Origin of the sequence: Microbispora sp. NBRC 16548, from assembly GCF_030268985.1 — a bacterium.
GTDB classification, from domain to species: Bacteria; Actinomycetota; Actinomycetes; order Streptosporangiales; family Streptosporangiaceae; genus Microbispora; species Microbispora catharanthi.
Window position 1 is genome coordinate 290,823 of sequence record NZ_BSSF01000004.1, and the last position, 19,793, is coordinate 310,615.

At 71.9% G+C, this 19,793-nt stretch carries 21 protein-coding genes; 14 read left to right on the forward strand and 7 right to left on the reverse strand.

Going from position 1 to position 19,793, the window contains the following annotated elements; all coding sequences use genetic code 11:
• The first annotated feature begins 31 nt into the window (after window positions 1-31).
• On the forward strand, window positions 32-337 hold the full coding sequence (locus tag QSK36_RS12485) for a type II toxin-antitoxin system TacA family antitoxin (RefSeq protein WP_183537754.1): 306 nt from the start codon (window positions 32-34) through the stop codon (window positions 335-337).
• The gene (locus tag QSK36_RS12490) at window positions 334-873 is read left to right on the forward strand and encodes a GNAT family N-acetyltransferase (RefSeq protein ID WP_285782495.1); all 540 of its coding nucleotides are present in this window, start codon (window positions 334-336) and stop codon (window positions 871-873) included. Before QSK36_RS12485 ends, QSK36_RS12490 begins: the two co-directional genes overlap by 4 nt.
• Before the next feature lie 29 nt (window positions 874-902).
• Here QSK36_RS12490 and QSK36_RS12495 read toward each other — a convergent pair whose 3' ends face one another.
• Window positions 903-2,138: an MFS transporter gene (locus tag QSK36_RS12495; RefSeq protein ID WP_285782496.1), complete on the reverse strand. Its 1,236-nt coding sequence runs from the start codon at window positions 2,136-2,138 to the stop codon at window positions 903-905.
• A 164-nt stretch (window positions 2,139-2,302) separates the two neighbouring features.
• Here QSK36_RS12495 and QSK36_RS12500 point away from each other — a divergent pair, with 164 nt between their 5' ends.
• The 3 genes from QSK36_RS12500 to QSK36_RS12510 all read left to right on the forward strand — a co-directional run bounded on the left by QSK36_RS12500 (window position 2,303) and on the right by QSK36_RS12510 (window position 5,204).
• Window positions 2,303-2,734: an ester cyclase gene (locus QSK36_RS12500; RefSeq protein WP_183537752.1), complete on the forward strand. Its 432-nt coding sequence runs from the start codon at window positions 2,303-2,305 to the stop codon at window positions 2,732-2,734.
• Window positions 2,735-2,940: 206 nt separating this feature from the next.
• Window positions 2,941-4,176: a YbfB/YjiJ family MFS transporter gene (locus QSK36_RS12505; protein ID WP_285782497.1), complete on the forward strand. Its 1,236-nt coding sequence runs from the start codon at window positions 2,941-2,943 to the stop codon at window positions 4,174-4,176.
• Window positions 4,177-4,223: 47 nt separating this feature from the next.
• The gene (locus QSK36_RS12510) at window positions 4,224-5,204 is read left to right on the forward strand and encodes a GlxA family transcriptional regulator (protein ID WP_183537750.1); all 981 of its coding nucleotides are present in this window, start codon (window positions 4,224-4,226) and stop codon (window positions 5,202-5,204) included.
• Between the two features lie 84 nt (window positions 5,205-5,288).
• Here QSK36_RS12510 and QSK36_RS12515 read toward each other — a convergent pair whose 3' ends face one another.
• Window positions 5,289-7,532 carry an MMPL family transporter gene (locus tag QSK36_RS12515; RefSeq protein WP_285782498.1) on the reverse strand — a complete coding sequence of 748 codons (2,244 nt, stop codon included), beginning with the start codon at window positions 7,530-7,532 and terminating at the stop codon, window positions 5,289-5,291.
• 72 nt (window positions 7,533-7,604) lie between these two features.
• Here QSK36_RS12515 and QSK36_RS12520 point away from each other — a divergent pair, with 72 nt between their 5' ends.
• From QSK36_RS12520 to QSK36_RS12535, 4 genes are all read left to right on the forward strand, one after another.
• The gene (locus QSK36_RS12520; protein WP_285782499.1) at window positions 7,605-7,775 is read left to right on the forward strand and encodes a hypothetical protein; all 171 of its coding nucleotides are present in this window, start codon (window positions 7,605-7,607) and stop codon (window positions 7,773-7,775) included.
• Between the two features lie 98 nt (window positions 7,776-7,873).
• A complete protein-coding gene (locus tag QSK36_RS12525; RefSeq protein ID WP_285782500.1) occupies window positions 7,874-8,362 on the forward strand; it encodes an NUDIX domain-containing protein in 489 nt (162 codons plus the stop codon).
• Between the two features lie 73 nt (window positions 8,363-8,435).
• Window positions 8,436-8,660 carry a hypothetical protein gene (locus QSK36_RS12530; RefSeq protein WP_183537746.1) on the forward strand — a complete coding sequence of 75 codons (225 nt, stop codon included), beginning with the start codon at window positions 8,436-8,438 and terminating at the stop codon, window positions 8,658-8,660.
• A gap of 172 nt (window positions 8,661-8,832) precedes the next feature.
• Window positions 8,833-11,238 carry an ATP-binding protein gene (locus tag QSK36_RS12535; protein WP_285782501.1) on the forward strand — a complete coding sequence of 802 codons (2,406 nt, stop codon included), beginning with the start codon at window positions 8,833-8,835 and terminating at the stop codon, window positions 11,236-11,238.
• On the opposite strand, the gene QSK36_RS12540 is transcribed toward QSK36_RS12535, so the two are convergent.
• The 3 genes from QSK36_RS12540 to QSK36_RS12550 form a co-directional block, all read right to left on the reverse strand.
• Window positions 11,201-11,749, reverse strand: coding sequence for an ATP-binding protein (locus QSK36_RS12540; RefSeq protein ID WP_183537744.1), 549 nt, complete (start codon window positions 11,747-11,749; stop codon window positions 11,201-11,203). The genes QSK36_RS12535 and QSK36_RS12540 overlap by 38 nt on opposite strands.
• Entirely contained in the window at window positions 11,746-11,937 is a 192-nt protein-coding gene (locus tag QSK36_RS12545) for a DUF5999 family protein (protein ID WP_139573866.1), read from the reverse strand. The genes QSK36_RS12540 and QSK36_RS12545 overlap by 4 nt, the downstream gene beginning before the upstream one ends.
• Before the next feature lie 164 nt (window positions 11,938-12,101).
• Entirely contained in the window at window positions 12,102-13,205 is a 1,104-nt protein-coding gene (locus QSK36_RS12550; RefSeq protein WP_285782502.1) for an FAD-dependent monooxygenase, read from the reverse strand.
• 134 nt (window positions 13,206-13,339) lie between these two features.
• On the opposite strand from QSK36_RS12550, the gene QSK36_RS12555 reads away from it, so the two are divergent.
• Together QSK36_RS12555 and QSK36_RS12560 are read left to right on the forward strand one after the other, a co-directional pair.
• Window positions 13,340-14,356: a GntR family transcriptional regulator gene (locus tag QSK36_RS12555; RefSeq protein ID WP_285782503.1), complete on the forward strand. Its 1,017-nt coding sequence runs from the start codon at window positions 13,340-13,342 to the stop codon at window positions 14,354-14,356.
• 163 nt (window positions 14,357-14,519) lie between these two features.
• Window positions 14,520-14,981: a PPOX class F420-dependent oxidoreductase gene (locus tag QSK36_RS12560; RefSeq protein WP_183537742.1), complete on the forward strand. Its 462-nt coding sequence runs from the start codon at window positions 14,520-14,522 to the stop codon at window positions 14,979-14,981.
• 21 nt (window positions 14,982-15,002) lie between these two features.
• Here the strand turns inward: QSK36_RS12560 and QSK36_RS12565 are convergent, their stop codons facing one another.
• Complete coding sequence (locus QSK36_RS12565; protein WP_285782504.1) at window positions 15,003-15,830, reverse strand: AraC family transcriptional regulator; 828 nt, start codon at window positions 15,828-15,830, stop codon at window positions 15,003-15,005.
• 74 nt (window positions 15,831-15,904) lie between these two features.
• Here QSK36_RS12565 and QSK36_RS12570 point away from each other — a divergent pair, with 74 nt between their 5' ends.
• Window positions 15,905-16,315: a DUF2000 domain-containing protein gene (locus QSK36_RS12570; protein ID WP_285782505.1), complete on the forward strand. Its 411-nt coding sequence runs from the start codon at window positions 15,905-15,907 to the stop codon at window positions 16,313-16,315.
• On the opposite strand, the gene QSK36_RS12575 is transcribed toward QSK36_RS12570, so the two are convergent.
• The gene (locus QSK36_RS12575) at window positions 16,290-16,952 is read right to left on the reverse strand and encodes a GNAT family N-acetyltransferase (RefSeq protein WP_183537740.1); all 663 of its coding nucleotides are present in this window, start codon (window positions 16,950-16,952) and stop codon (window positions 16,290-16,292) included. The two genes, QSK36_RS12570 and QSK36_RS12575, sit on opposite strands and share 26 nt — an antisense overlap.
• A gap of 147 nt (window positions 16,953-17,099) precedes the next feature.
• On the opposite strand from QSK36_RS12575, the gene QSK36_RS12580 reads away from it, so the two are divergent.
• Window positions 17,100-17,960 carry a GNAT family N-acetyltransferase gene (locus QSK36_RS12580; protein WP_285782506.1) on the forward strand — a complete coding sequence of 287 codons (861 nt, stop codon included), beginning with the start codon at window positions 17,100-17,102 and terminating at the stop codon, window positions 17,958-17,960.
• A gap of 171 nt (window positions 17,961-18,131) precedes the next feature.
• Window positions 18,132-19,784 (forward strand): class I adenylate-forming enzyme family protein, encoded by a 1,653-nt coding sequence (locus tag QSK36_RS12585; protein ID WP_285782507.1) that lies wholly within the window; start codon window positions 18,132-18,134, stop codon window positions 19,782-19,784.
• The last annotated feature ends 9 nt before the right edge of the window (window positions 19,785-19,793 follow it).

Genomic DNA, 19,793 nt, shown 5'->3' on the forward strand with positions numbered 1-19,793 from the left:
CTTCGCTCATCTTCTTGTTAGGCTCTTGGCTATGGGTGCACAACGTACGTACGCTCTGGTCGTGGGTGCCAAGGAGGAGCGCATCAACCTGCGCGTGGACGCGGAGACCAAGCGGCTGCTGGAGAACGCGAGCGAGGTGGCCGGGGACACCGTCTCATCGTTCGTCCTCGGTGCGGCTACCACGGCCGCCCGCGAGTTGCTGGCGGATCGAACGGTTTTCCGGCTTGCCGAGGAGCAGTGGCAGGCGTTTGACGCGGCCCTGTCCCGGGAGTCTCGTGACGTGCCGGGACTCGCCGAGCTCATGAGAACCCCGACGATCTTGGACGAGAAGGCGTGAAGCTGTCCTCGGTGTCCCCCGTCACCAGGGGCGACGACCTCGACGGCTTCGACTGCGGTTCTCCCGCCCAGAGCGAATGGCTGACGCGCCATGCGCTACAGGCGCACGCCAGTGGAGGATGTCGCGTCTACGTCGTGCGCGACATCGAGGCCGGCAGGTTTGTGGGTTACTACGCACTCGCGGCCGGGAGCGTCGGTCCGGCCGCGGCTCCCGCCCGGCTGCTCAAGGGGGCCGGGTGTCACGATCAGCCCGTGGTCATCCTGGCTCGGTTGGGCGTGGACAGAGGCACCCAGGGCATCGGGCTGGGGCGGGCACTCGTGGTGGACGCTTTCCGGAGAGTGGCGCGGGTGGCCGACCAGATAGGTGTTCGAGCCATGCTCATCCACTGTGAGAGCGAGACGGCGCGGGCCTTCTATCTGCGGCTCGCCGCGTTCGAGCAGAGCCCGAGCGATCCTCTGCACCTCCTCCTGCTGATGAAGGACCTACGGAGGGCCCTTCCGGTGGACGTGGAGAGCAGTCGCGACAGCCGGCGCTGAACCTGCTCCGACAGCAGGCGGGGTTCTGGTCAGGCGGGGGCCGGAGCGGGGGCGGGGGCGGGGTGAAGGGTGGCGCGGCGACGGGCGCGGGCACGGTAGCGGATCACCTGTACGGCCCCGAGCAGCCAGATCGGATACTGCACGGCGAACGCCCAGCGGAAGTCGTCCTGTAGGTCCATGACGACTCCGACGAGCGCGATCAGGGACATCGAGGCGGCGAAGCCGCCGCCGTTGACGATGCCGGTGGCCACGCCGATGCGCTCGGCCGGGTTGAACGTGCGGGCGTAGTCGAAGCCGACCATCGAGCCGGGGCCGTTCGTGGCGAGGGCCAGCATGAGCAGCCCGAGCGTCCACAGCGGGGCGGGGCCGGGCCACAGGAGGACGAGCGTCCAGGCGCCGGCCGTGGAGCCGATGACCGTGAGCACCATCCACGAACGGCGCAGCGGGAAGCGCCCGGCGAGTTGGCCGAGCAGCGGCCCGCAGCCCATCGCGAGCAGCGTCAGCGCGGTCAGCAGCACGCCGGCCGTACGTGGGGACAGGCCCTGGCCCCGCACCAGGAAGGGATAGCCCCACAGGATCGTGAAGGCCGCCGACGAGCACTGGGTGGCGGCGTGGGTCCACATCCCGAGGCGGGTGCCCGGCTCTGCCCAGGCCGCCCGCACGCCGAGCGCCGTGGGCGGGCGTTCCGGCCGCCGGTCGCGCAGGAAGAGGCCGACGGCGGCCAGGGCCACCACCCCCAGGCCCCCCGCCCACACAAAGGTCGGCGTCCAGCCGTACGCGTGCAGCGAGGTGATCAGCGGCACGGCCGACACGACCGCGCCGAACTGGCCGAGGATGCCGGTGAGCTGGACGATCAGCGGGTTGCGGCGGGGTGGGAACCAGACGTTGACCACCCGGATCACGCTGATGAACGTCATCGCGTCGCCGCAGCCGACCAGCACCCTCCCGGCGACGGCCGCCCCAAGGCCGGTGGCGACAGCGAACAGAAGCTGGCCGAGGGCCATGACCGCCGCGCCGATGAGCAGCATGCGCTTCGAACCGAGGCGGTCGACCAGGACGCCGACGGGGATCTGCATGGCCGCGTAGACGAGCAGCTGCAGCATCGCGAGGGTGGACAGCGCCGCCGACCCGACCCCGAACCTCGCCGCCGCGTCGATCCCTGTCACGCCGAGCGACTGGCGGTGGAAGACCGCGACCATGTACGCGAGCACACCGGCGGTCCAGTAGATCAGGGGTTTGCGACTGTTCTCACCCGTATGCCCCACGTAGATGCATTTTACCGTTATGTGCTTCTTGCCCCTTGCGTGACCTCCACCACACGTGTGCGAAGGGCCGCCCCGTCATCGACAACGTCGGCCGCCCCCGGCGATTGTCTTTCGTCCTGTTTAACCGGTGTTTCGATACGCTTGTCCGGAGAGGGGGTTCTGCGATGTTCGACGTCGTGGACCGCATGCTCGCCGCGATGAACACCCATGACCTTGACGCTGTATTGCGGTGCTTCGCGCCGGGCGCGGTGGTGGTCGGGCCGGAGATGGAGGCGGGGAACCCGGAGGAGATCGGTTCCTACATTCTGCAAATGTGGGAGGGCTTTCCCGACCTGCGGTTCACGCTCTGGGGGAAGATCAGCTTCGGTGACGCGCTGGCGACCGAGCTGCAGGCCACGGGGACCCATCTGGGGCCGTACCTGGTCGCCGACGGCCAGGTCCTGCCGCCGACGGGACGTTTCACCACTGTGCGCTGCTCCTGGTTCTGGCACCTGGCGGACGACCTTGTCGTCAGCCAGCGCTACTACTACGACCAGTTGGAGCTGTACGCGCAGCTCGGGCTGCGCACGCCGCTGAGCTTCGACACGACCGGCTAGCGGGTTTCGTCCCCCGCGTAGACGACCGACTCCCCCGGACTCCGGCGAGCGGGGGTGGATTCACGGCCAGGTCGCGCCACCCGAGCACATGCGTCGACCCGTGGCCGGATCCGAGGGATCCGTGTCCCATACGGCGGCGATGGATCGCCCGGCCCAGCGCATTGATGCCAAGTGATCCTTGCACCCGTCCATCAGGAGGACATCGCATGCGTCCTGTCGATCACCCTGGCGCCGTCGCCCAATCCCCGTCCCCCGCCGGCGCGTCACCCGCCCGGCCGGCCCTCACCGCGCTCGGCCTGGCCGCGGGGCCGGTCGTCGCGCTCGGCTTCACCCGCTTCGCCTACGCTCTGCTGCTCCCTGCCATGCACGAGCGGCTGCACTGGTCGTACGCGCAGGCGGGCGGCATGAACACGGCCAACGCGCTGGGCTACATCATCGGCGCGGCCACGGCCGCCTTCTGGGCGCGGCGGCTCGGCAACCGCGCCGCGTTCCTGTGGGGTCTCCTGGTGAGCGCGCTGTCCCTGTGTGCGACGGCCGCCACAGCGGACTTCCCCGCGCTGCTCGCCCTGCGCTTCGTGGGGGGACTCACCACGGCGGTCGCGTTCGTGGTCGGTTCCTCTCTCGCATCGCGGGTCGCGACCGGCGCCGGCCGCGGCCGCGCGGCGCTGCCGGTCGCGATCTACATGGCGGGCGTCGGCGCGGGCGTGGTGATCTCCGGGTTCGTCGTGCCGGCCGCGCTGTCGGCCGGGCAGGACGCGGGCTGGCGGCTCGGCTGGCTGCTGATGGGCCTCGCCTCGGTCGCCGCCCTGCTGCCCGCCTGGCTCGGCGCCCGCGCGGTCGGCGAGCCCACCGGCCCGCACGCGGCCCTGCTCACCGCCGATCAGGTGCGCCGCCTCGCCCCCACATTGGTCTGGTATGCGCTCTTCGGAGCCGGATACGTCAGTTACATGACGTTCGCGGTCGCACTGCTGCGCACCCAGGGGCTGGGCTCCTCGATCGTCGCCATGTTCTTCGTCGTGCTCGGTGCGGCCTCGGCGGTCGCCACGCTGACGGTTTGGGGCCACCTCACGGGGCGGTTGCGCGGCGGGCAGGCCCCGGCCCTCGTCGCCGCGCTGGTCTTCCTCGGCGTGCTGCCCGTGCTGCTCATGGCCCCCGGATCGGCCGCCGCGCTGCTGTCGGCCGTCGTCTTCGGCGCGGGCTTCATGGCCGGTCCCACGGCCGCCACCGTGATCGCCCGGCGGATGCTCCCCGCGCACGGCTGGACGGCGGGCATCGCTCTGTTGACCGTGGCCTTCTCGCTCGGCCAAGCCGTCGGACCCCTGGTCTCGGGGTTGCTGTCCGACAGCCAGGGCGGCATCGCCCGGGGCCTGTGGCTGTCGGCCGTACTGCTCGTCCTCTCCGCCGTCGCCGCCCTGTTCCAGCGCGAGCACACCCCGTCCTGACCACGTCCCACACCTAGGAGAGGAGCGGGGTGGCGCAGACTGGACGCATGGGCGTCCGGACGGGGGTGGGCCACTGCGTGGTCGTCGTCGTGTACGACGGCGTCCGGCTGCTGGACGTGACCGGCCCGCTCGAGGTGTTCACCGTCGCCAACGAGCACGGAGCGACGTACCGGCTGCGGACCGCCTCTCCTGGCGGGCGGGACATCAGGACCAGCGGCGGCGTCCGGCTCGGTGCCGACCTGGCGCTGGAGGACCTGATCGGGGAGGCGCCCGACGTACTGCTCGTGCCGGGCAGCCGGGACGTCGCGGCCACCGAATGCGACCGGGCCCTGCTCGAACAGGTCCGCCGGCTGTCGGAGCGGGCCGGGCGCACGGCATCGGTGTGCGCCGGGGCCTTCGTCCTCGCGGCGGCCGGGATTCTCGACGGCCGCCGGGCGGCCACCCACTGGGACCTGGCCGACCGGCTGGCGCTCACCTACCCCCGCGTGACGGTCGACCCGGACGCCATCTTCGTCCGGGACGGCCGCGTCATCACCTCGGCCGGGGTGACGTCCGGGATCGACCTGGCGCTGGGCCTGGTCGAGGAGGACCACGGCGCCGACCTGGCCCGTACGGTGGCCAAGCACCTGGTGGTGTTCATGCAGCGGCCGGGCGGCCAGTCGCAGTTCAGCGTGCGGCTGCGCTCCGGGGGCAGACGCGACGAGGCCCTGCGGCCGGTACTGGACGCGGTGACCGTCGACCCTGCCGCGGACCACGGGCTGACCGCGATGGCCGCCCGGGCGGGGCTGAGCGTCCGCCAGCTCAGCCGCCTGTTCAAGGGGGAGACGGGCATGACCCCCGCCCGGTACGTCGAGCTCGTCCGGGTCGAGACGGCGCGGGGCCTGCTGGAGGCCGGGAACGATCCGCTCGACGTGGTCGCGCGCCGCGCCGGGTTCGGCTCGCCCGAGACCATGCGGCGGGCGTTCGTCCGCGAGATCGGCGTGCCGCCCGCAGCGTACCGGTCGCGCTTCCGCACCACCGGCGCCTAGCGCCGCGTCGGCGGCCGGGAACACGGTGCCGGAACGGCGCCGGTGTCATGAACGCGGCACCGTTCCGGCGCACGGGCCGGAGCGTCAGACGAGGACGGGGACCCGCTCTTCGGGGGCCTCCTCGGCCGCGTCGTCGCCGTGCGACAACCGCGGCAGCCAGTCGAGCCAGCGCGGCAGGTACCAGTTCCAGTCGCCGAGCAGCTTCATCGTCGCGGGCAGCAGCACCGCGCGGACGACGGTGGCGTCGATCAGCACGGCCGCCGCCAGGCCGATGCCCAGTTGCATGAACGTCAGCAGCGACAGCGTGGCGAACGTCGCGAACACCGCCACCATGATGAGCGCGGCGCTGGTCACCACGGCCGCCGTGCTCCTGATCCCGAACGACACGGCGTCCTCGGTGCTCATGCCCCTGTCGTACGCCTCCCTGATCCGGCTGAGGATGAAGACGTGGTAGTCCATCGACAGCCCGAAGAGGATCACGAACAGGAACAGCGGCAGCCAGTTGGTGATCGTCCCCGTCGAGTGGAAGCCCAGCAGGCTCTCGCCGTACCCCTTCTGGAAGACCAGCACGAGCACGCCGTACGCGGCGGCGACGGACAGCAGGTTGAGCACGATGGCCTTGACCGCCACGACGAGTGAGCGGAACGAGACCAGCAGCAGCACGAACGCCAGCAGCAGCACGAACCCGAACACGAGCGGGATGCGGCGCATGAGCTGCTCGTTGAAGTCCATCGAGCCGGCCGTGTTGCCGGTGACGTGGGCGCCGGGCAGCGTGGCCGGGACGACCTCCTCCCGCAGGGTGCGGATCGCGTGCTCGGAGACCTCGTCCGCGCCGGTGCCCTTGATGCCGATGCTGATCTTGGCCACCGTCTTGTCCGGGTTGACGGCGACGGCGAAGGGCTCGTTGGCCTCGCCCGTGGCCAGCGCCCGCCGCCTGAAGTCCTCGATCTTCGCGGTGAACGCCGGCGTCGTCACGTCGGCCGCCTTCACCACGATCACCGCCGGCTCGTTCCCGCCGGGGAACGCCTTGTCGATCCGCTTGAACGTCTCGGCGATCTGGTAGTCGCCCTGGAGGTCGTCGATGGTCTGGGCGCCGGTTTTCAGGCCGAAGGCCGGGACGGCCAGGGCGGCGAGCAGACCGCCGGCGAGGACGACCGAGATCAGCGGGTGCCGCAGCACCGGCTTCATGATCGCGCCCCACATCCGGCTCTGGCCGCCGCGCACGCCGAGGATGCGCCGCCAGGTGACCCGGCCGCCGGTGAGCACGCGCGCCGTGCCGTGGATCAGGCGGGCGTCGATCTTGTCGCCGATCAGCGAGAGCAGCGCGGGCAGCACGGTCAGCGAGCCGGCGACGGCCGTGAGCACCACGAGGATCGTACCCTCGGCGAAGCCCATGAAGATCCCGTTGCCGGTGAGGAACATGCCCGCCATGGCCACGATGACGGTGATGCCGGAGATGAGCACGGCGCGTCCCGACGTGGCGGCCGCGATCTCGATGGACCGCTTCTTGTCGCGGCCCTTCGCCCGTTCCTCCCTCGCTCGCATGATGAAGAAGAGGCTGTAGTCCACCCCGACGGCGAGGCCGATCAGCAGCATGACGTTGCTCGTCGCCGAGTCGACGTGCAGGAGATGGCTGGTGAGGGCCAGCAGGCCGGTGGCCGCGAAGATCGCCGTCATCGCCAGAGCGACCGGGACGACCGCCGCCAGCAGCGCGCCGAACGCGGCGAGCAGGATCCCGAGCGTGATGGGCAGCGACAGCTGTTCGGCGCGGACGAAGTCCTCGTCGATCGCCTCGCCGATCAGCTTCGCCGAGCTGGCCGCGCCCGCCTCCTCCACGCGAAGGCCGGGGTGCGCCCCCTGCACCCTGGCCACCGCGTCGAGGACCGGCTGGATCCGTTCCTCCGCCGTGCCACCGTCGCCCTTCATGTCGAACTGGACCAGCGTCGTGCGCCGGTCCTGCGTCACCGGCGAGGGCTCCTTGTCGTACGGCGTGCGCACGTGCTCGACCCGGCCGGTGGCCTCGACGGCCCTCTTGACGTCCTCGACCGCCCGGCGGAAGGCCGGGTCCGTCACCGTGAGCGTCCCCGTGCGGGACTGGACCAGCACGACCTCGCCGGCGACGTTCGCGAAGCGCGCGCCGTCGAGGATCTGTTCGGCCTGGCGTGAGTCGCCGTTCGCGGATTCGTAGCCGCGCATCTCCGCCGTGCCCACGGCGTTGCCCGCGACCGTCGCGACGCCGACGAAGGCGACCCAGACGAGCAGCGCCCACCACCGATGGCGTGCGCTCCAGCCGCCGATGGTGGCGGCGATGTTCCTGCGGCGTCCCATGACCTCCCCTTTACGTCTGCTTCGACGGTAGGGAGCGATCACGGGCGGGACATCGGGCGAGCAGACCAGATCGTGCGTACTGCCCGGGGCGTACGCCCTCCTCCGCGCGATCTAGGGGACATCCCCTACTGGGGGTTCGAACTCATGGAGGCAGGACCGGGGGTCCGGCGGGAGGAGGCCCTGGCAGGCGCCGCCCTGGTACTCCCCGGGGAACTGCGCGCGCGCCCGGACGCGGTGGCCTGAGGGCGCCGCTGACCTCACCGCTTGTCCGGACACGGCACGCCGCCCCCGAGTGGACATCCGGACAGGTCCTAGGCTCAGGGCATGCGATCGGAGCTGCGATGATCCCGGCGGACACCTTCTACGCGGGGCTGTTCAAGGTGGCCGCCGCGGCGGCCGGTTTCGTCACCGACTCCTCCGGGCGGGTCCTGCTCGTCAAGCCGGGCTACCGCGACCACTGGGGCTGGCCGGGCGGCCACATCGACGAGGGCGAGTCGCCAGAGGCCGCCTGCGGCCGGGAGCTGGCCGAGGAGCTGGGCCTCACCCGGCCGGTGGGCCGCCTCCTCGTGGTCCAGTGGGTGCCGCCGCTGGACGACCGGCCGATCCCGCTGGTCCACTTCCTGTTCGACTGCGGCACGTTCGAGGACGGGACGGGCGAGGACGGGACGGGCGTGGTCCTGCAGGAGGAGGAGCTGGACGACTACGGGTTCTTCACGGCGGAGCAGGCCGCCTCTGTCATGCCGGCCTACCTGGTGGCGCGGCTTACGGCCGCGCAGCGGGCCCGCGCGACCGGCGAAACCGTCTATCTCCCTGCCGCCGTCGCCGAATAGTTTCCCGTCCCCGTGGAATGGGGTGGACGAACGCGCCATGGCGAACGTGAGTGACGCAACGGGACGGTGAGACATGGACGATCCGGAGCTCAAGAAGGAGCTTGACGAGGTTGACGCCCAGATCGAGCGGCTGCGCAAGGAGACCAAGCAGATACGCGAGGAGATCGGGCAGAGCTGGGACGCGCCCACGGACATGGCGGAGAAGGCCACCCTGCTGACCAACGTCGAGCAGCAGGAGGCGCTCATCGACGACCTGCAACTCAGGCGCGAGCAGATCCTGCGGCGGATGAAGGGCTGAGCCCGCCCGGGGGTGCCCGGTCGGGCGGGACGCCTCGACGAGTGGGGCCGGGTCGGGCGGGACGCCTCGACGAGTTGGGTAGGGCGCGGCCGGAACCGCGTTTGTACGCTGGTATGTGCCACGACGTGATGGCGTACCGGACGACGGGGGCGGCGTGGACGTCATGACCGCTATGCGAACGAGAGTTGTCAGGGGGGAACCGGCCGGGCTGCCCGCGGAGGTGACCAGTTTCGTGGGGCGCCGGCACGAGCTGGCCGAGCTGAAGCGCCTGCTGGGGACCTCGCACGTGGTCACGGTCATCGGCGTGGGCGGGGTGGGGAAGACCCGCCTCGCGCTGCGGGCGGCCGAGGAGGTCCGCAGGAGCTTCCCCGGCGGCGTACGGCTGGTCGAGCTGGCCGCGCTCGAAGATCCCGACTTGGTGGCGCAGGCCGTGGCCGAGGCGCTGTCGGTCAACGAGCATTCGACCCGGCCGCCGCTCGACGCGCTGGTCGAACGCCTGCACGGCAGGCAGACCCTGATCGTGCTCGACAACTGCGAGCACGTTCTCGCCGAGTGCGCGATGCTCGTGGACACGCTGGTCCGCGCGCTTCCCGAGCTTCGGGTTCTCGCCACCAGCAGGCAGGCGCTCGGCATCGACGGCGAGCGGATCGTCGAGCTCGCGCCGCTGTCGATGCCCACCCCGGGCGGCGATTCGGCGGTGCCGCTCGCCGAGTCGGACGCGGTCCGGCTGTTCGCCGAGCGGACCGCGTCGGTCGTCCCCGGGTTCGAGGTGACGGAGGAGAACGAGGAGGCGGTGGCCGAGATCTGCCGCCGGCTCGACGGCCTTCCCCTGGCGATCGAGATGGCCGCGGTACGGCTGCGCGCCCTGTCGGTGCGGCAGCTGCTGGAGCGGCTGGACGACCGGTTCCGGCTGCTCACCGGTGGGTCGCGGGCCGCGCTGCCCCGGCAGCGTACGCTGCGCGCGCTGTTCGAGTGGAGCTACGAGCTGTGCACCGAGCAGGAGCGGCTGCTGTGGCAGCGGGTCTCGGTCTTCGCCGGGTGCCTCGACCTGGAGGCGGCCGAGCAGGTGTGCGCGGGCGACGGCATCGCCCGTGAGGACGTGCTCGAACTCGTCGCGGGGCTGGTCGACAAGTCGGTCCTGCTTCGCCGGGAGTCCGAGGGGGTGGTCCGCTACTGCCTGCTCGACACGGTGCGGCAGTTCGGCCGCGAGCTGCTGGCCGCCTCCGGGGACGAGGCGACGCTGCACCGGCGGCACCGCGACTACTACCGGAAGATCACCTCACGGGCCTGGGCGGAGCTGTTCAGCGCCGCCCAGCAGTCGTGGGTGGAACGCCTGCAGCGCGACCACGCCAACCTCCGCAAGGCCCTGGACTGGTCGCTGCGCGAGCCGGGAGAGGCCGAGACGGGCCTGGCGATGACCGCGGAACTGCTCTACCACTGGAGCGGCTACCACCTGTCGGAGGGGGCCGGCTGGTTCGACCGGAGCCTGGCCGCCGCGACGGAACCCGGCGAGGTGCGCGCCCACGCGCTGTGGGCGGGCGCCTGGATCGCCCTGCTCAGGGGCGACTGCGCCACCACGCTGGCACGGCTGGAGGAGGCCACGGCGATCGCCGAGCGGCTCGGGCTACGGGTGACGCTCGGCTACATCGCGTTCCTGTCCGGCATGGCGGCCGTGTCCGGGGGCGACCTGGAGGGCGGCATGCGGCGATACGAGGAGGCGGCGGCCGCCCACCGGGCCGTCGGCAACCCCATCGGTCTCGCGCTGGCCCTCAACCGGCTCGCCCTGGCCAACGCGTTCCTCGGCCGTCCGGCCGCCCGCGATCTCGCCGAGGAGTGCGTGGCCCTGTGCGATCTGTACGGCGAGGGCTGGCACCGGGCGTACGCGCTGCTGGCGCTGGCGATCGACGCCTGGCACCGGGACGACATGCGCGCGGCCTGCGAGATCGACAACGAGAGCCTGCGCTACAACGCGGCGGTGGGCGACCAGCTCGGCATGGGCATGAACCTGGAGGCCCATGCCTGGTTCGCGGCCGGGGAACAGAAGTACGAGCGGGCCGCCCGGCTGCTCGGCATCGTGCGGACCTTCTGGCCGGCCGTCGGCGCGCGGCTGGCGGAGTTCCGCTACATGAGCCGCTGTCACGACGAGTGCGAGGCGGCCACCCGAGAGGCGCTGGGTGAGCGCGCCTTCCAGGCCGAGGTGTCCCGGGGCGCGGCCCTGACGCGGGAAGAGGCGTTGGGGTTCGCCCTGCTCGAACGGGCGCCCGCCGCCCGCGGGCCCGCGCCGTTCGAGGGCCGGATCGCACCGCTGACGCGCAGGGAGACGGAGATCGCGCACCTTGTCGCCGAGGGACTGAGCAACAAGGACATCGCCGGCAGACTGGTCATCTCCCAGCGCACCGCGGAGGGCCACATCGAGCACATCCTCGACAAGCTCGGGTTCAAGTCGCGCGCCCAGGTCGCCGCCTGGGTGAAGGAACGGCTGAGCGAGCGCGGGGACGGCCCGGCCGCGGACGGCGCGGACGGCCCGGCGAGCGGGCCGGTCAGCGAAAGGCGTAGGCCGGCAGCTCGAACCACATGATCTTGCCCTGGCGGGTGCGCTCCGCGCCCCAGCAGCAGGCCAGCGAGTCCAGCAGCCGCAGTCCGCGCCCGTGCTCGTCGGCGGCGGACGGCCGGGCCATCTCGGGCATCCCGCCGTCGCAGTCCTCCACCTCGCAGCGCAGCAGCCCTTCGACGGCCGACAGCCGTACGACGAGGTCGCCGCAGCAGGTGTGGCACAGCACGTTCGTGACCAGCTCGCTCACGAGCAACTGCGTCACGTCGGACAGGTTCTCCATGCCCCAGGCGCTCAGGCGCTCGCCGACCAGCCGCCGGGCCCGCCCGACGGAGGTGGCGTCGGCGGGCAGTCGCCAGGACGCCGCCTCGACGTCGGGGTCGTCCACGAGCTGGATCGCGAGGTCGCCGACCCGCTGCCGCAGCGTCTCCCAGCGGTGCCGGACCGCGGAGTGCCGGCGCTCCGAGGCACCGGGCGCGTCGCCGCCCTGTGCTGATGACAGTGATTCGTCCCGGACGGGACAGAAAAGCAGGCTCATGCGGCACACCCCAGAGACGCGCGAGCCGGGATGCTGCGACCATCAGGCATGAGCTCACCGCTGTCGTCGAAGAGCACCACGCCGTTGCAGAGCAGTCCCCATCCCTGCTCCGGGTGGAAGGCGATCAGACAGGCCGCGTCGCGGTCGGGTGCGTCCGCCGGCGGGCACTGCGGGTAGTGCTGGCACATGATCGGTCCCCCTGACTCTCATGCACTCTTTGAGACGTTTTCAGACTGCCTTCTCGCCTCTTGGGGTGGGGAGGGGGAAAACACCCGTATCGATACCTGTTCGAGGCATACGTACGTAGTGGGTGGTAGCCGGGTCCACGGAGGGTAAAGCGCTTCGCGGCTCCTCACCCGTCCAGGGAGATCGCGTCCTTGGCTCGATCGACCGACTCCTCGGAGGCCCCACGGCCCGGGTTTTCCGTGGCCAGCGCCTGGTTGAGCGCCACGAAGGGCCGCATCCGCCGCTCGTAGCCGGCGAAGGCGGCCTCGTGCGCGCCTCCCGCCGCCGCCAGCTCGGCGGCCAGTACGTACGCGCCCACGAGGGCGAGGCTCGTGCCCTGGCCCGACAGAGGGGAGGGGCAGTAGGCGGCGTCGCCGACGAGTGCGATCCGTTCCGACGACCACCGGTCCAGGTGGATCTGGGCCATCGAGTCGCAGTAGAAGTCGCTCGCCTCCTCCATGCCCTTCAGCAGCCTCGGCGTCTCCCCGCCCGCGCCCGCGAACGCCTCGGCCACGGCCGCCCGCAGCCGTGCGGGGTCGTGGTGGTCGAGCGGCTCGGACTGGAAGCCGAGGGTGATCCGCAGCTCGGTGTTGCCCCGGACCGGGAAGACGCCGTACCCGCGCTCCCCGTCCTGCATCCAGACCTGCCAGTCCTCCAGCCCGAGGAAGTTGTCCATACTGAAGACGGCCAGGTAGGTCCCCAGGTGGTGGACGAACTCCCGCTCGGGCCCGAAGGCCAGCCGCCGGACCGTGGAGTGCAGTCCGTCCGCGCCCACCACGAGGTCATACCGGCGCGGCTCGGCGTGCTCGAACCGGGCCAGCACGCCCTGTTCGTCCTGCTCCAGCGCGGTGATCGAGTCGCCGAACAGGAACGTGACCTCTCCGCGCGTCCGCTCGTACAGCAGGCGGGTGAGGTCCTCGCGCAGCAGCTCGATGTCGTCGTTGTCGAGACGGCCGCTGCTGTAGGTCATCTCCTCCGAGCGCATGATCTCGTTGCCCTCGCCGTCGTACACGGACATGCCGCGGTGGCCGGTGCGCAGGCGCCGCGCCTCGTCGAGTACGCCGGTGCGGCCGGCGACCTCCAGTGCGACGCCGCGTATGTCGATCGCCTGCCCTCCGGCGCGGAGGCCGGGCGCGCGCTCCACCACGGTCGGGGCGAAGCCGTGGCGGCGCAGCCAGGAGGCGAGTGTGATCCCCGCGACACCGGCGCCGGAGACGAGCACGTTGGTCATCGAAGCTCCCTTGGGGGTGTGGATGCCGTATGCGGTGAATGTACGGTGTAAGCGCAAGCCGCGCAAGCTGGGATTATGGGGAGCTTTTGTACTAGGACAGATAGATTGTGTCCTAGTACAGAGAGGAGATCGACGTGACGCCGCCGTACGCGAGGATCGCCGCCGACCTCAGGCGCAGGATCGCCGAGGGCGAGCTGGCGCCCGGAGACCGGGTGCCCTCGACCCGGCAGGTGGCCGCGCAGTGGGGAGTCGCGCTCGCCACCGCGACGAGGGCGCTCGCCGAGCTGCGCAGAGAAGGGCTGGTCCGGGCCGAACCCCGCGTCGGCACGGTCGTCGCGGAGCCACCCCCGGCCCTCCCGCCCCCGCCGGGAGCCGCCGCGCGGCCGGGAGATCGGGCGCGCCTCACGGCGCCGCCCTCACGCGACGCGGAGGCGGCGCGGCGGCGGCCCGGCGCGGGGGCCGAACGCGAACTGACCCGCGAGCGGGTCGTACGGGCGGCCATCGAGATCGCCGACGCCGAGGGGCTGCCGGCGCTGTCGATGCGCGGTGTGGCGGCCCGGCTCGGGGTCGCGGCCATGTCGCCGTACCGGTACGTGGGAGGCAAGGACGACCTGATCCTGCTCATGGCGGACGCGGCCTTCGGCGAGCTGGGCTATCCCGGCGATCACCCCGAGGGCTGGCGGGAACGGCTGGAGATCGCGGGCCGGACGCTGTGGGCGATCTTCCGGCGGCATCCCTGGCTGGCGCAGCTCAGCCCGCTCGGCAGGCCGCTGGCGCTGCCCGGACTGACCGTGCACGCCGACTGGGCGCTGGCCGCACTCGACGGCCTCGGCCTCGATTCCGTGACCGTGCTGGACGTCCACATCCTGCTCTACAGCCATGTACAGGGCCTCGCGATCAACCTGGAACGCGAGGCGCAGATCGCGGCGACGACCGGACTGTCGGAGGACCAGTGGATGGACGTCCAGGGACCGGCGCTGAGCGCCATCGCGGGGTCGGGGCGCTACCCGGCCTTCGCCAAGGTCATCGGCGAGCTGGGCGAGGACGGGTACGACTTCCGCCTCGACGACCTGTTCGAGCTCGGCATGCGGCTCCTGCTCGACGGCGTCACCTGCCTGGTGGAGCGGAGCGTGCCTCCGAACGGTGATTAAAGTGGCCGCATGAGTGAGCGTAGCGAGCGAATCGATAGGCACAGCGTCCGACGCATGCCGCTTCGAGCCGGAGGCGAGGAGCGAGCATGAGTGAGCGTAGCGAGCGAATCGATAGGCACAGCGTCCGACGCATGCCGCTCCGAGCCGGAGGCGAGGAGCGAGCATGAGTCCCAGGATCGCGACCGCCGAGACCGTCTCCCGTGAGCAGTTGCTCGACTTCGTCCGTGATCGCCACCGGGCGATCCTGATCACGACGAGACGTGACGGCGGCCCCCAGGCGTCCCCCGTGACGTGCGGAGTCGACGCCGAGGGCCGCATCGTCGTGTCGACGTACCCCGAACGCGCCAAGGCCCGCAACGCCCGCCGCGACCCGCGCGCGAGCGTGGTCGTGCTGTCGGACGACTTCGACGGGCCGTGGGTGCAGGTTGACGGCACCGCCGAGGTGCTCGACCTGCCGGAGGCCCTGGAGCCGCTGGTCGAGTACTATCGCTCGATCTCCGGGGAGCACCCCGACTGGGAGGAGTACCGCGCGGCCATGGTCCGCCAGGGCAAGTCGCTGGTGCGGATCACCCCCACGTCCTGGGGGCCGGTGGCCACCGGCGGGTTCCCGCCCCGCCTGGCCTGAGGCACGTGCGCGGCGCCGGGGTCAAACCGGTACGGCCGCCCGGTAATCTCCCGGGCTTATGCCGTAACAGCGGACGAACCACCGGGTGAGGTGGCTCTGGTCGGCGAACCCCGCCTCGGCCGCCGCCTCGCTCAGTGAACGGCCCTGCGCGATCAGCCGCCGGGCCGTACGCAATCGGAGCAGGCGCTGGTAGTCGCTGGGCGCCATGCCGTACACGGCACGGAACGCGCGGTAGACCGCGAACCTGCTGCGCCCGGTCACGGCGGCGAGATCGTCGGCGGTGACCTCCGCGAGGGGGGCGTCCTGAAGGCGGCTCCGCACCCGCTCGGCGATGCGGCGGGCGTCGGCGGAGGTGGCCTCCCGCGCCCGCATCGGGCGGGTGGCGGCCCGCCGGACGATCGAGGAGACGACGGCGGTCAGCAACTCATCGCGCCGGAGGGCGCCGGCGCCTCCGAGCAGGGCCGTGTGCAGCGCCCTGAGCCCGGCCGCGAGCACCGCGTCGCGTACGACGGGGCGGGGAAACAAGGGCGGTCCCGTCTCCCGGCCGGCCAGGTCGCCCAGCACGCCGGTGACCAGCTCCGGCCCGATGTGAATGATCCGGTAGGTGAACCCGAGGGCGTCGGCGGCGTGCCCGTCGTGCGGGTCGTCCGGATTGAACGCCATGACCATGCCCGTCACGCTGGTGTGCGCGGCCCCGCGGCAGGTGAACGCCTGGTTGCCCTCTTCGGTGACGCCGAAGGAGTACGTCTCGTGACTGTGCCGGTGGTAGACGTGCCGGGCGAAGTGGGCGTGCATCGCCTCCAGCGACCGGTCCGGGGAGCGCCAGTATCGGGACCAGTCCTGTGCCACAGCACCATTGTGCGCCGATCGGCGGCGCACGAGCGTACAAGACCGCCCGTGCACGCGGAGGCAGGCTGGGGCGCATGCGTTTCGACACCAAGATCGGCATTGTGGTCCGGGAGGACCTGGCCGTGTGGCAGAAGCTGAACGTGACGGCGTTCCTGGCCGGCGGGGTCGCGGGGGGAGTTCCCGAGGTGATCGGGGAGCGGTACGAGGACGGCTCGGGCACCTCCTACCTGCCGATGTTCCGCCAGCCCGTGCTCGTCTACGCCGCGGACCACGCCGGGCTGGCCCGGGTGCGCGCCCGTGCCGTCGAACGGGGGCTCGCCGTCGCCGTTTACATCGAGGAGATGTTCAAGACCGGCAACGACGTGGACAACCGGGCCGCCGTGCGGGCCGTCACGGCCGAGGAGATGCCGCTCGTCGGGCTGGCCGTGTACGGCCCCAGGAACGCCGTGGACAAGACGCTCAAGGGGCTCCCCCTGCATCCGTGATCCCCTCCGAGGCTCCGAACAGGGGCAGGCAGGGTTCGAGGCCGTGGATCTCGAACCCGTCCGGGGTGGTCCACTCGTCGCGCGACAGCCGCAGCCGCTGCTGCAGGGCGGCCTCGCCCCTGCGCTTCTCCACGGCGAGCCCGTCCTCCCGGTAGCCGAGCCGCCGGGAGATCGCCAGCGACTTCGTGTTGTCCACGAAGGCGGACGACGTCGCGTACCGCGCGCCGAGGCCGGTGAAGGCGAGGTGCAGGACGGCCGCGCGCATCTCGGTGCCGATGCCTCTGCCCTGGAAGCGCCGTCCGAGCCAGGAACCGGTGGCGACCTCCCGGGTGACCGCGAAGTCGCGGGCCCGCATCTCCTGTACGCCGACCACCTGGCCCTCCCACACGGTGACGAAGGAGCAACTCCAGCCATCGGGCGACCAGGTGCCCCATTGCCGGAAGTGGATCTGGACGGTCGAGCGGGCGCGTTCGTGCGGCGGGGCGTCCGTCCACGGCTCGCCGAACGGCATCTCGCCGGGGTCGTGGACGCCCTCGGCCGCCCGGTCGGCGAGCGCGTCCAGGTCGTCCAGGCCGGGCAGGCGAAGCTCCAGCCGGGGGGTCGTCAGTCGCAGTGCCAGGAGCGGCCAGTGTCGCATGGCACGATCGTGACAAGACCGGCCGCCCGCCGGACAGTGGTTTTCCCTGGGGAGGGAAAACCGGTTTCCGCCGGATCGGGGGTGCGGCTAGCCTCGGATGCCGCCACGAGCGCCGGGGCCGCGAACCGGCGCGGACAAGGAAGACGCATGCCCGACCCGCTCACCACGCCGGCCGCCGAGCTCCCCGTCCGACGGCTCGGACCCGAGGACCTGGATCGATGCCTCGCCCTGAGCGAGGACAGGGCCTGGAGCCGGGAGGAGCGCAAGTGGCTGTTCCTCCTGGAGAACGCCGAGGTCTACGCGATCGACGCCCCTTCGGGAGAGCTGGCGGGCACGGTCACGCTGACCCGGTACGGCACGACCGCGGCGGGCATCGGCATGATGCTCGTCGCCACCCGGTATGGCGGCCGCGGGCTGGGCCGCCGGCTGATGACGCACGTGCTCGACGCGGCGGGTGACGCGACCGTCTTCCTCTGGGCCACCGAGCTCGGCCGGCCGCTGTACGAGAAGCTCGGGTTCGAGACGCTGGGCGTGACGGAGGCGCGCGTGGGGCGTCTGCGCCCCGGGGACGACCCCGTCCTGACGCGGCCGGCCGACCTCGGCGCCGATCTCGACGCCCTGCTCGCGCTCGACGGGGAGGTCTTCGGCGCCGACCGGGCCGGGCTGCTGGCGCGGCTGTTCGCCTTCTCCGAGGAGGTCAGGGTCGCCGAGGACGAGACGGGACTGACCGGCTACGCCGTGTCGTGGCGCAGCATGAGCACCCTGTTCATCGGGCCGGTGGTCGCCGGCGACGAGGCGGCCGCCCGCGCGCTCGTCACCGACCTCGCGCGCAACGCCGACGGCCTGGTGCGGATCGAGGTCGAGCGCGCCCGGCCGAGCCTGCTGGACTGGCTCGGAGCGCGGGGCCTGTCACAGGCGTTCTCGACGTCCTTCATGGTCCACGAAGGCAGGCCGCTCCCCGGCGACCGGACCCGCATGTACGCCCCGATGATGCTCGCGATGGGCTGAACCCCTGACTCGCGGGGCCTTCTCACTCACGGGATCGCTCTGATCCGGCTCTGATCCGGCTCTGATCTGTGCCGTCTACCGTCGCGACAGCCGGGGGGACACCGGCGCCCGCGCCGCAGCCGGTCGTGTCGTCGCTGCGGGCGGGTGCCTCGCGAGACGAAGGAGCCGGACATGCACGATCCCGTCACCCGCGCCACGCACCACGAACGCACAGAGCCCTGCACGGAGCCCTACACAGTGCCATCGGACCCCGACGGGCCGTCCGGGCACGCCGACGGCGGGTTCCCGCACCTGCTGCTGGAGGCGCTGCGAGGCTCTCCCGGCACTCCCGCCTTCGAACAGGGCGGGAGGATCGTCTCCCGAGGCGAGGTGCTGGAACTCATCGGGCGCATCGCCGCCGCGATGCGCGACGCGGGTCTCGGCCCAGGCAAGGGCGTCGCCGTCCGCACCGGGCTGTCCCCGGAAGGGTTCGCCGCCCAGATGGCCGCGCACGTGCTGGGCTGCCGCGTCGTGAGCGTACGGCCCGGGTACACGCCCCGTCAGCTCGCCGATGTGCTCGGCGTGGGAGTCGACGCCGTGGTCCTCGACCGGTCGACGGCGACACCGGAACTGCTCCACGCCGCCGGGTCCGCCACGGTGCTGTCGCTGGGGCCCGCCCCCGAGGCAGCCGGGGCAGCCCGGGCAGCCGGTCCGGCCGGGGCGGCCGACCTCCTGGCCCATCCCGGCGACGACCGCTTCCCCGCCGTCGCGGCGCGCCCGGACGACACGGCCCTGCTGACCTTCACGAGCGGCAGCACGGGCCGGCCGAAGGGCTGCGTGCTCACCTATCGGACTCTGGCCGCGCACTGGTCCGGCCATCTCGGCTGGTCGTCGATCGCGCCCGGCTTCGACGAGTCCTTCCACCGCTACATGCTGTTCGGCACCCTGTCCAGCCTGGTGGTGCTGGACTTCCTGGCGCCGTGCCTGCTCGGCGGCGGCACCGCGGTGATCCCCGACGAGGACGGCCGGCCGCTGTTCCCGTACGCGATCGAGCGGCACCGGATCACCGGCGCGATCGTGACCGTGCCCCGGCTGTATCAGATGCTCGACCTGCTCCGCGAGGAGCCGGTCGACCTGGGCAGCCTGCGCGCGCTGACGGTCTCCGGATCGCCCGTCAGCCCGCATCGGCTGCTGGAGGCGGCGGACCGGCTGGGCCCCGTCGTCTACGTCGGGTACGGCGCGACCGAGGCCGGCGTCATCTCCATGCTCACTCCCGGCGAGGGCCGCGATGCGCCCGCCTCGGTCGGCCGCCCGCATCCCAGCGTCGAGATCAGTGTGCGCGACGAGGAGGGCCGCCCGGTCGCCACGGGACACACCGGTGAGATCCACGTGCGCAGTCCCTTCCTGATGGCGGGCTACTGGGATCAGCCGGAGGAGACCCGCGACGTGCTGCGGGACGGCTGGCTGCGCACCCGCGATCTCGGGCACCTCGACGAGACCGGCCTGCTGTACCTGGCCGGCCGGACCAGGGACGTGATCATCGTGAACGCGATCGTCGTCTACGCCGGTCCCATCGAGCGGGCGCTGGCCGGCCATCCCGACGTGGCCGAGGCGTACGTGACCGGCGCGCCGGACGAGCGGACCGGGGAGGCCGTCCACGCGTTCGTCGTCCCCGCTCCGGGCCGCACCCCGGACCACGCCGCCCTGGCGGAGCTGGTGCGCACCGAGCTCGGCGCGGACAGCGTCCCCCGGACGATCACGACGGTGTCCTCCGTGCCGGTCGCGCCGAGCGGCAAACCGGACAAGCGTGCCCTGGTGGAACGGCATCTGTCGTCGGCGCTCTGATCCATCTCT

Coding starts and splice junctions, on each gene's coding strand:
- QSK36_RS12515 (WP_285782498.1), bottom strand. CDS start 7,532: ATGGGACGCCGCAGGAACATCGCCGCCACCATCGGCGGCTGGAGCGCA.
- QSK36_RS12550 (WP_285782502.1), bottom strand. CDS start 13,205: ATGACCAACGTGCTCGTCTCCGGCGCCGGTGTCGCGGGGATCACACTC.
- QSK36_RS12570 (WP_285782505.1), top strand. CDS start 15,905: ATGCGTTTCGACACCAAGATCGGCATTGTGGTCCGGGAGGACCTGGCC.
- QSK36_RS12540 (WP_183537744.1), bottom strand. CDS start 11,749: ATGAGCCTGCTTTTCTGTCCCGTCCGGGACGAATCACTGTCATCAGCA.
- QSK36_RS12510 (WP_183537750.1), top strand. CDS start 4,224: ATGGGCGTCCGGACGGGGGTGGGCCACTGCGTGGTCGTCGTCGTGTAC.
- QSK36_RS12545 (WP_139573866.1), bottom strand. CDS start 11,937: ATGTGCCAGCACTACCCGCAGTGCCCGCCGGCGGACGCACCCGACCGC.
- QSK36_RS12525 (WP_285782500.1), top strand. CDS start 7,874: ATGATCCCGGCGGACACCTTCTACGCGGGGCTGTTCAAGGTGGCCGCC.
- QSK36_RS12530 (WP_183537746.1), top strand. CDS start 8,436: ATGGACGATCCGGAGCTCAAGAAGGAGCTTGACGAGGTTGACGCCCAG.
- QSK36_RS12535 (WP_285782501.1), top strand. CDS start 8,833: ATGCGAACGAGAGTTGTCAGGGGGGAACCGGCCGGGCTGCCCGCGGAG.
- QSK36_RS12585 (WP_285782507.1), top strand. CDS start 18,132: ATGCACGATCCCGTCACCCGCGCCACGCACCACGAACGCACAGAGCCC.
- QSK36_RS12575 (WP_183537740.1), bottom strand. CDS start 16,952: ATGCGACACTGGCCGCTCCTGGCACTGCGACTGACGACCCCCCGGCTG.
- QSK36_RS12560 (WP_183537742.1), top strand. CDS start 14,520: ATGAGTCCCAGGATCGCGACCGCCGAGACCGTCTCCCGTGAGCAGTTG.
- QSK36_RS12505 (WP_285782497.1), top strand. CDS start 2,941: ATGCGTCCTGTCGATCACCCTGGCGCCGTCGCCCAATCCCCGTCCCCC.
- QSK36_RS12500 (WP_183537752.1), top strand. CDS start 2,303: ATGTTCGACGTCGTGGACCGCATGCTCGCCGCGATGAACACCCATGAC.
- QSK36_RS12580 (WP_285782506.1), top strand. CDS start 17,100: ATGCCCGACCCGCTCACCACGCCGGCCGCCGAGCTCCCCGTCCGACGG.
- QSK36_RS12485 (WP_183537754.1), top strand. CDS start 32: ATGGGTGCACAACGTACGTACGCTCTGGTCGTGGGTGCCAAGGAGGAG.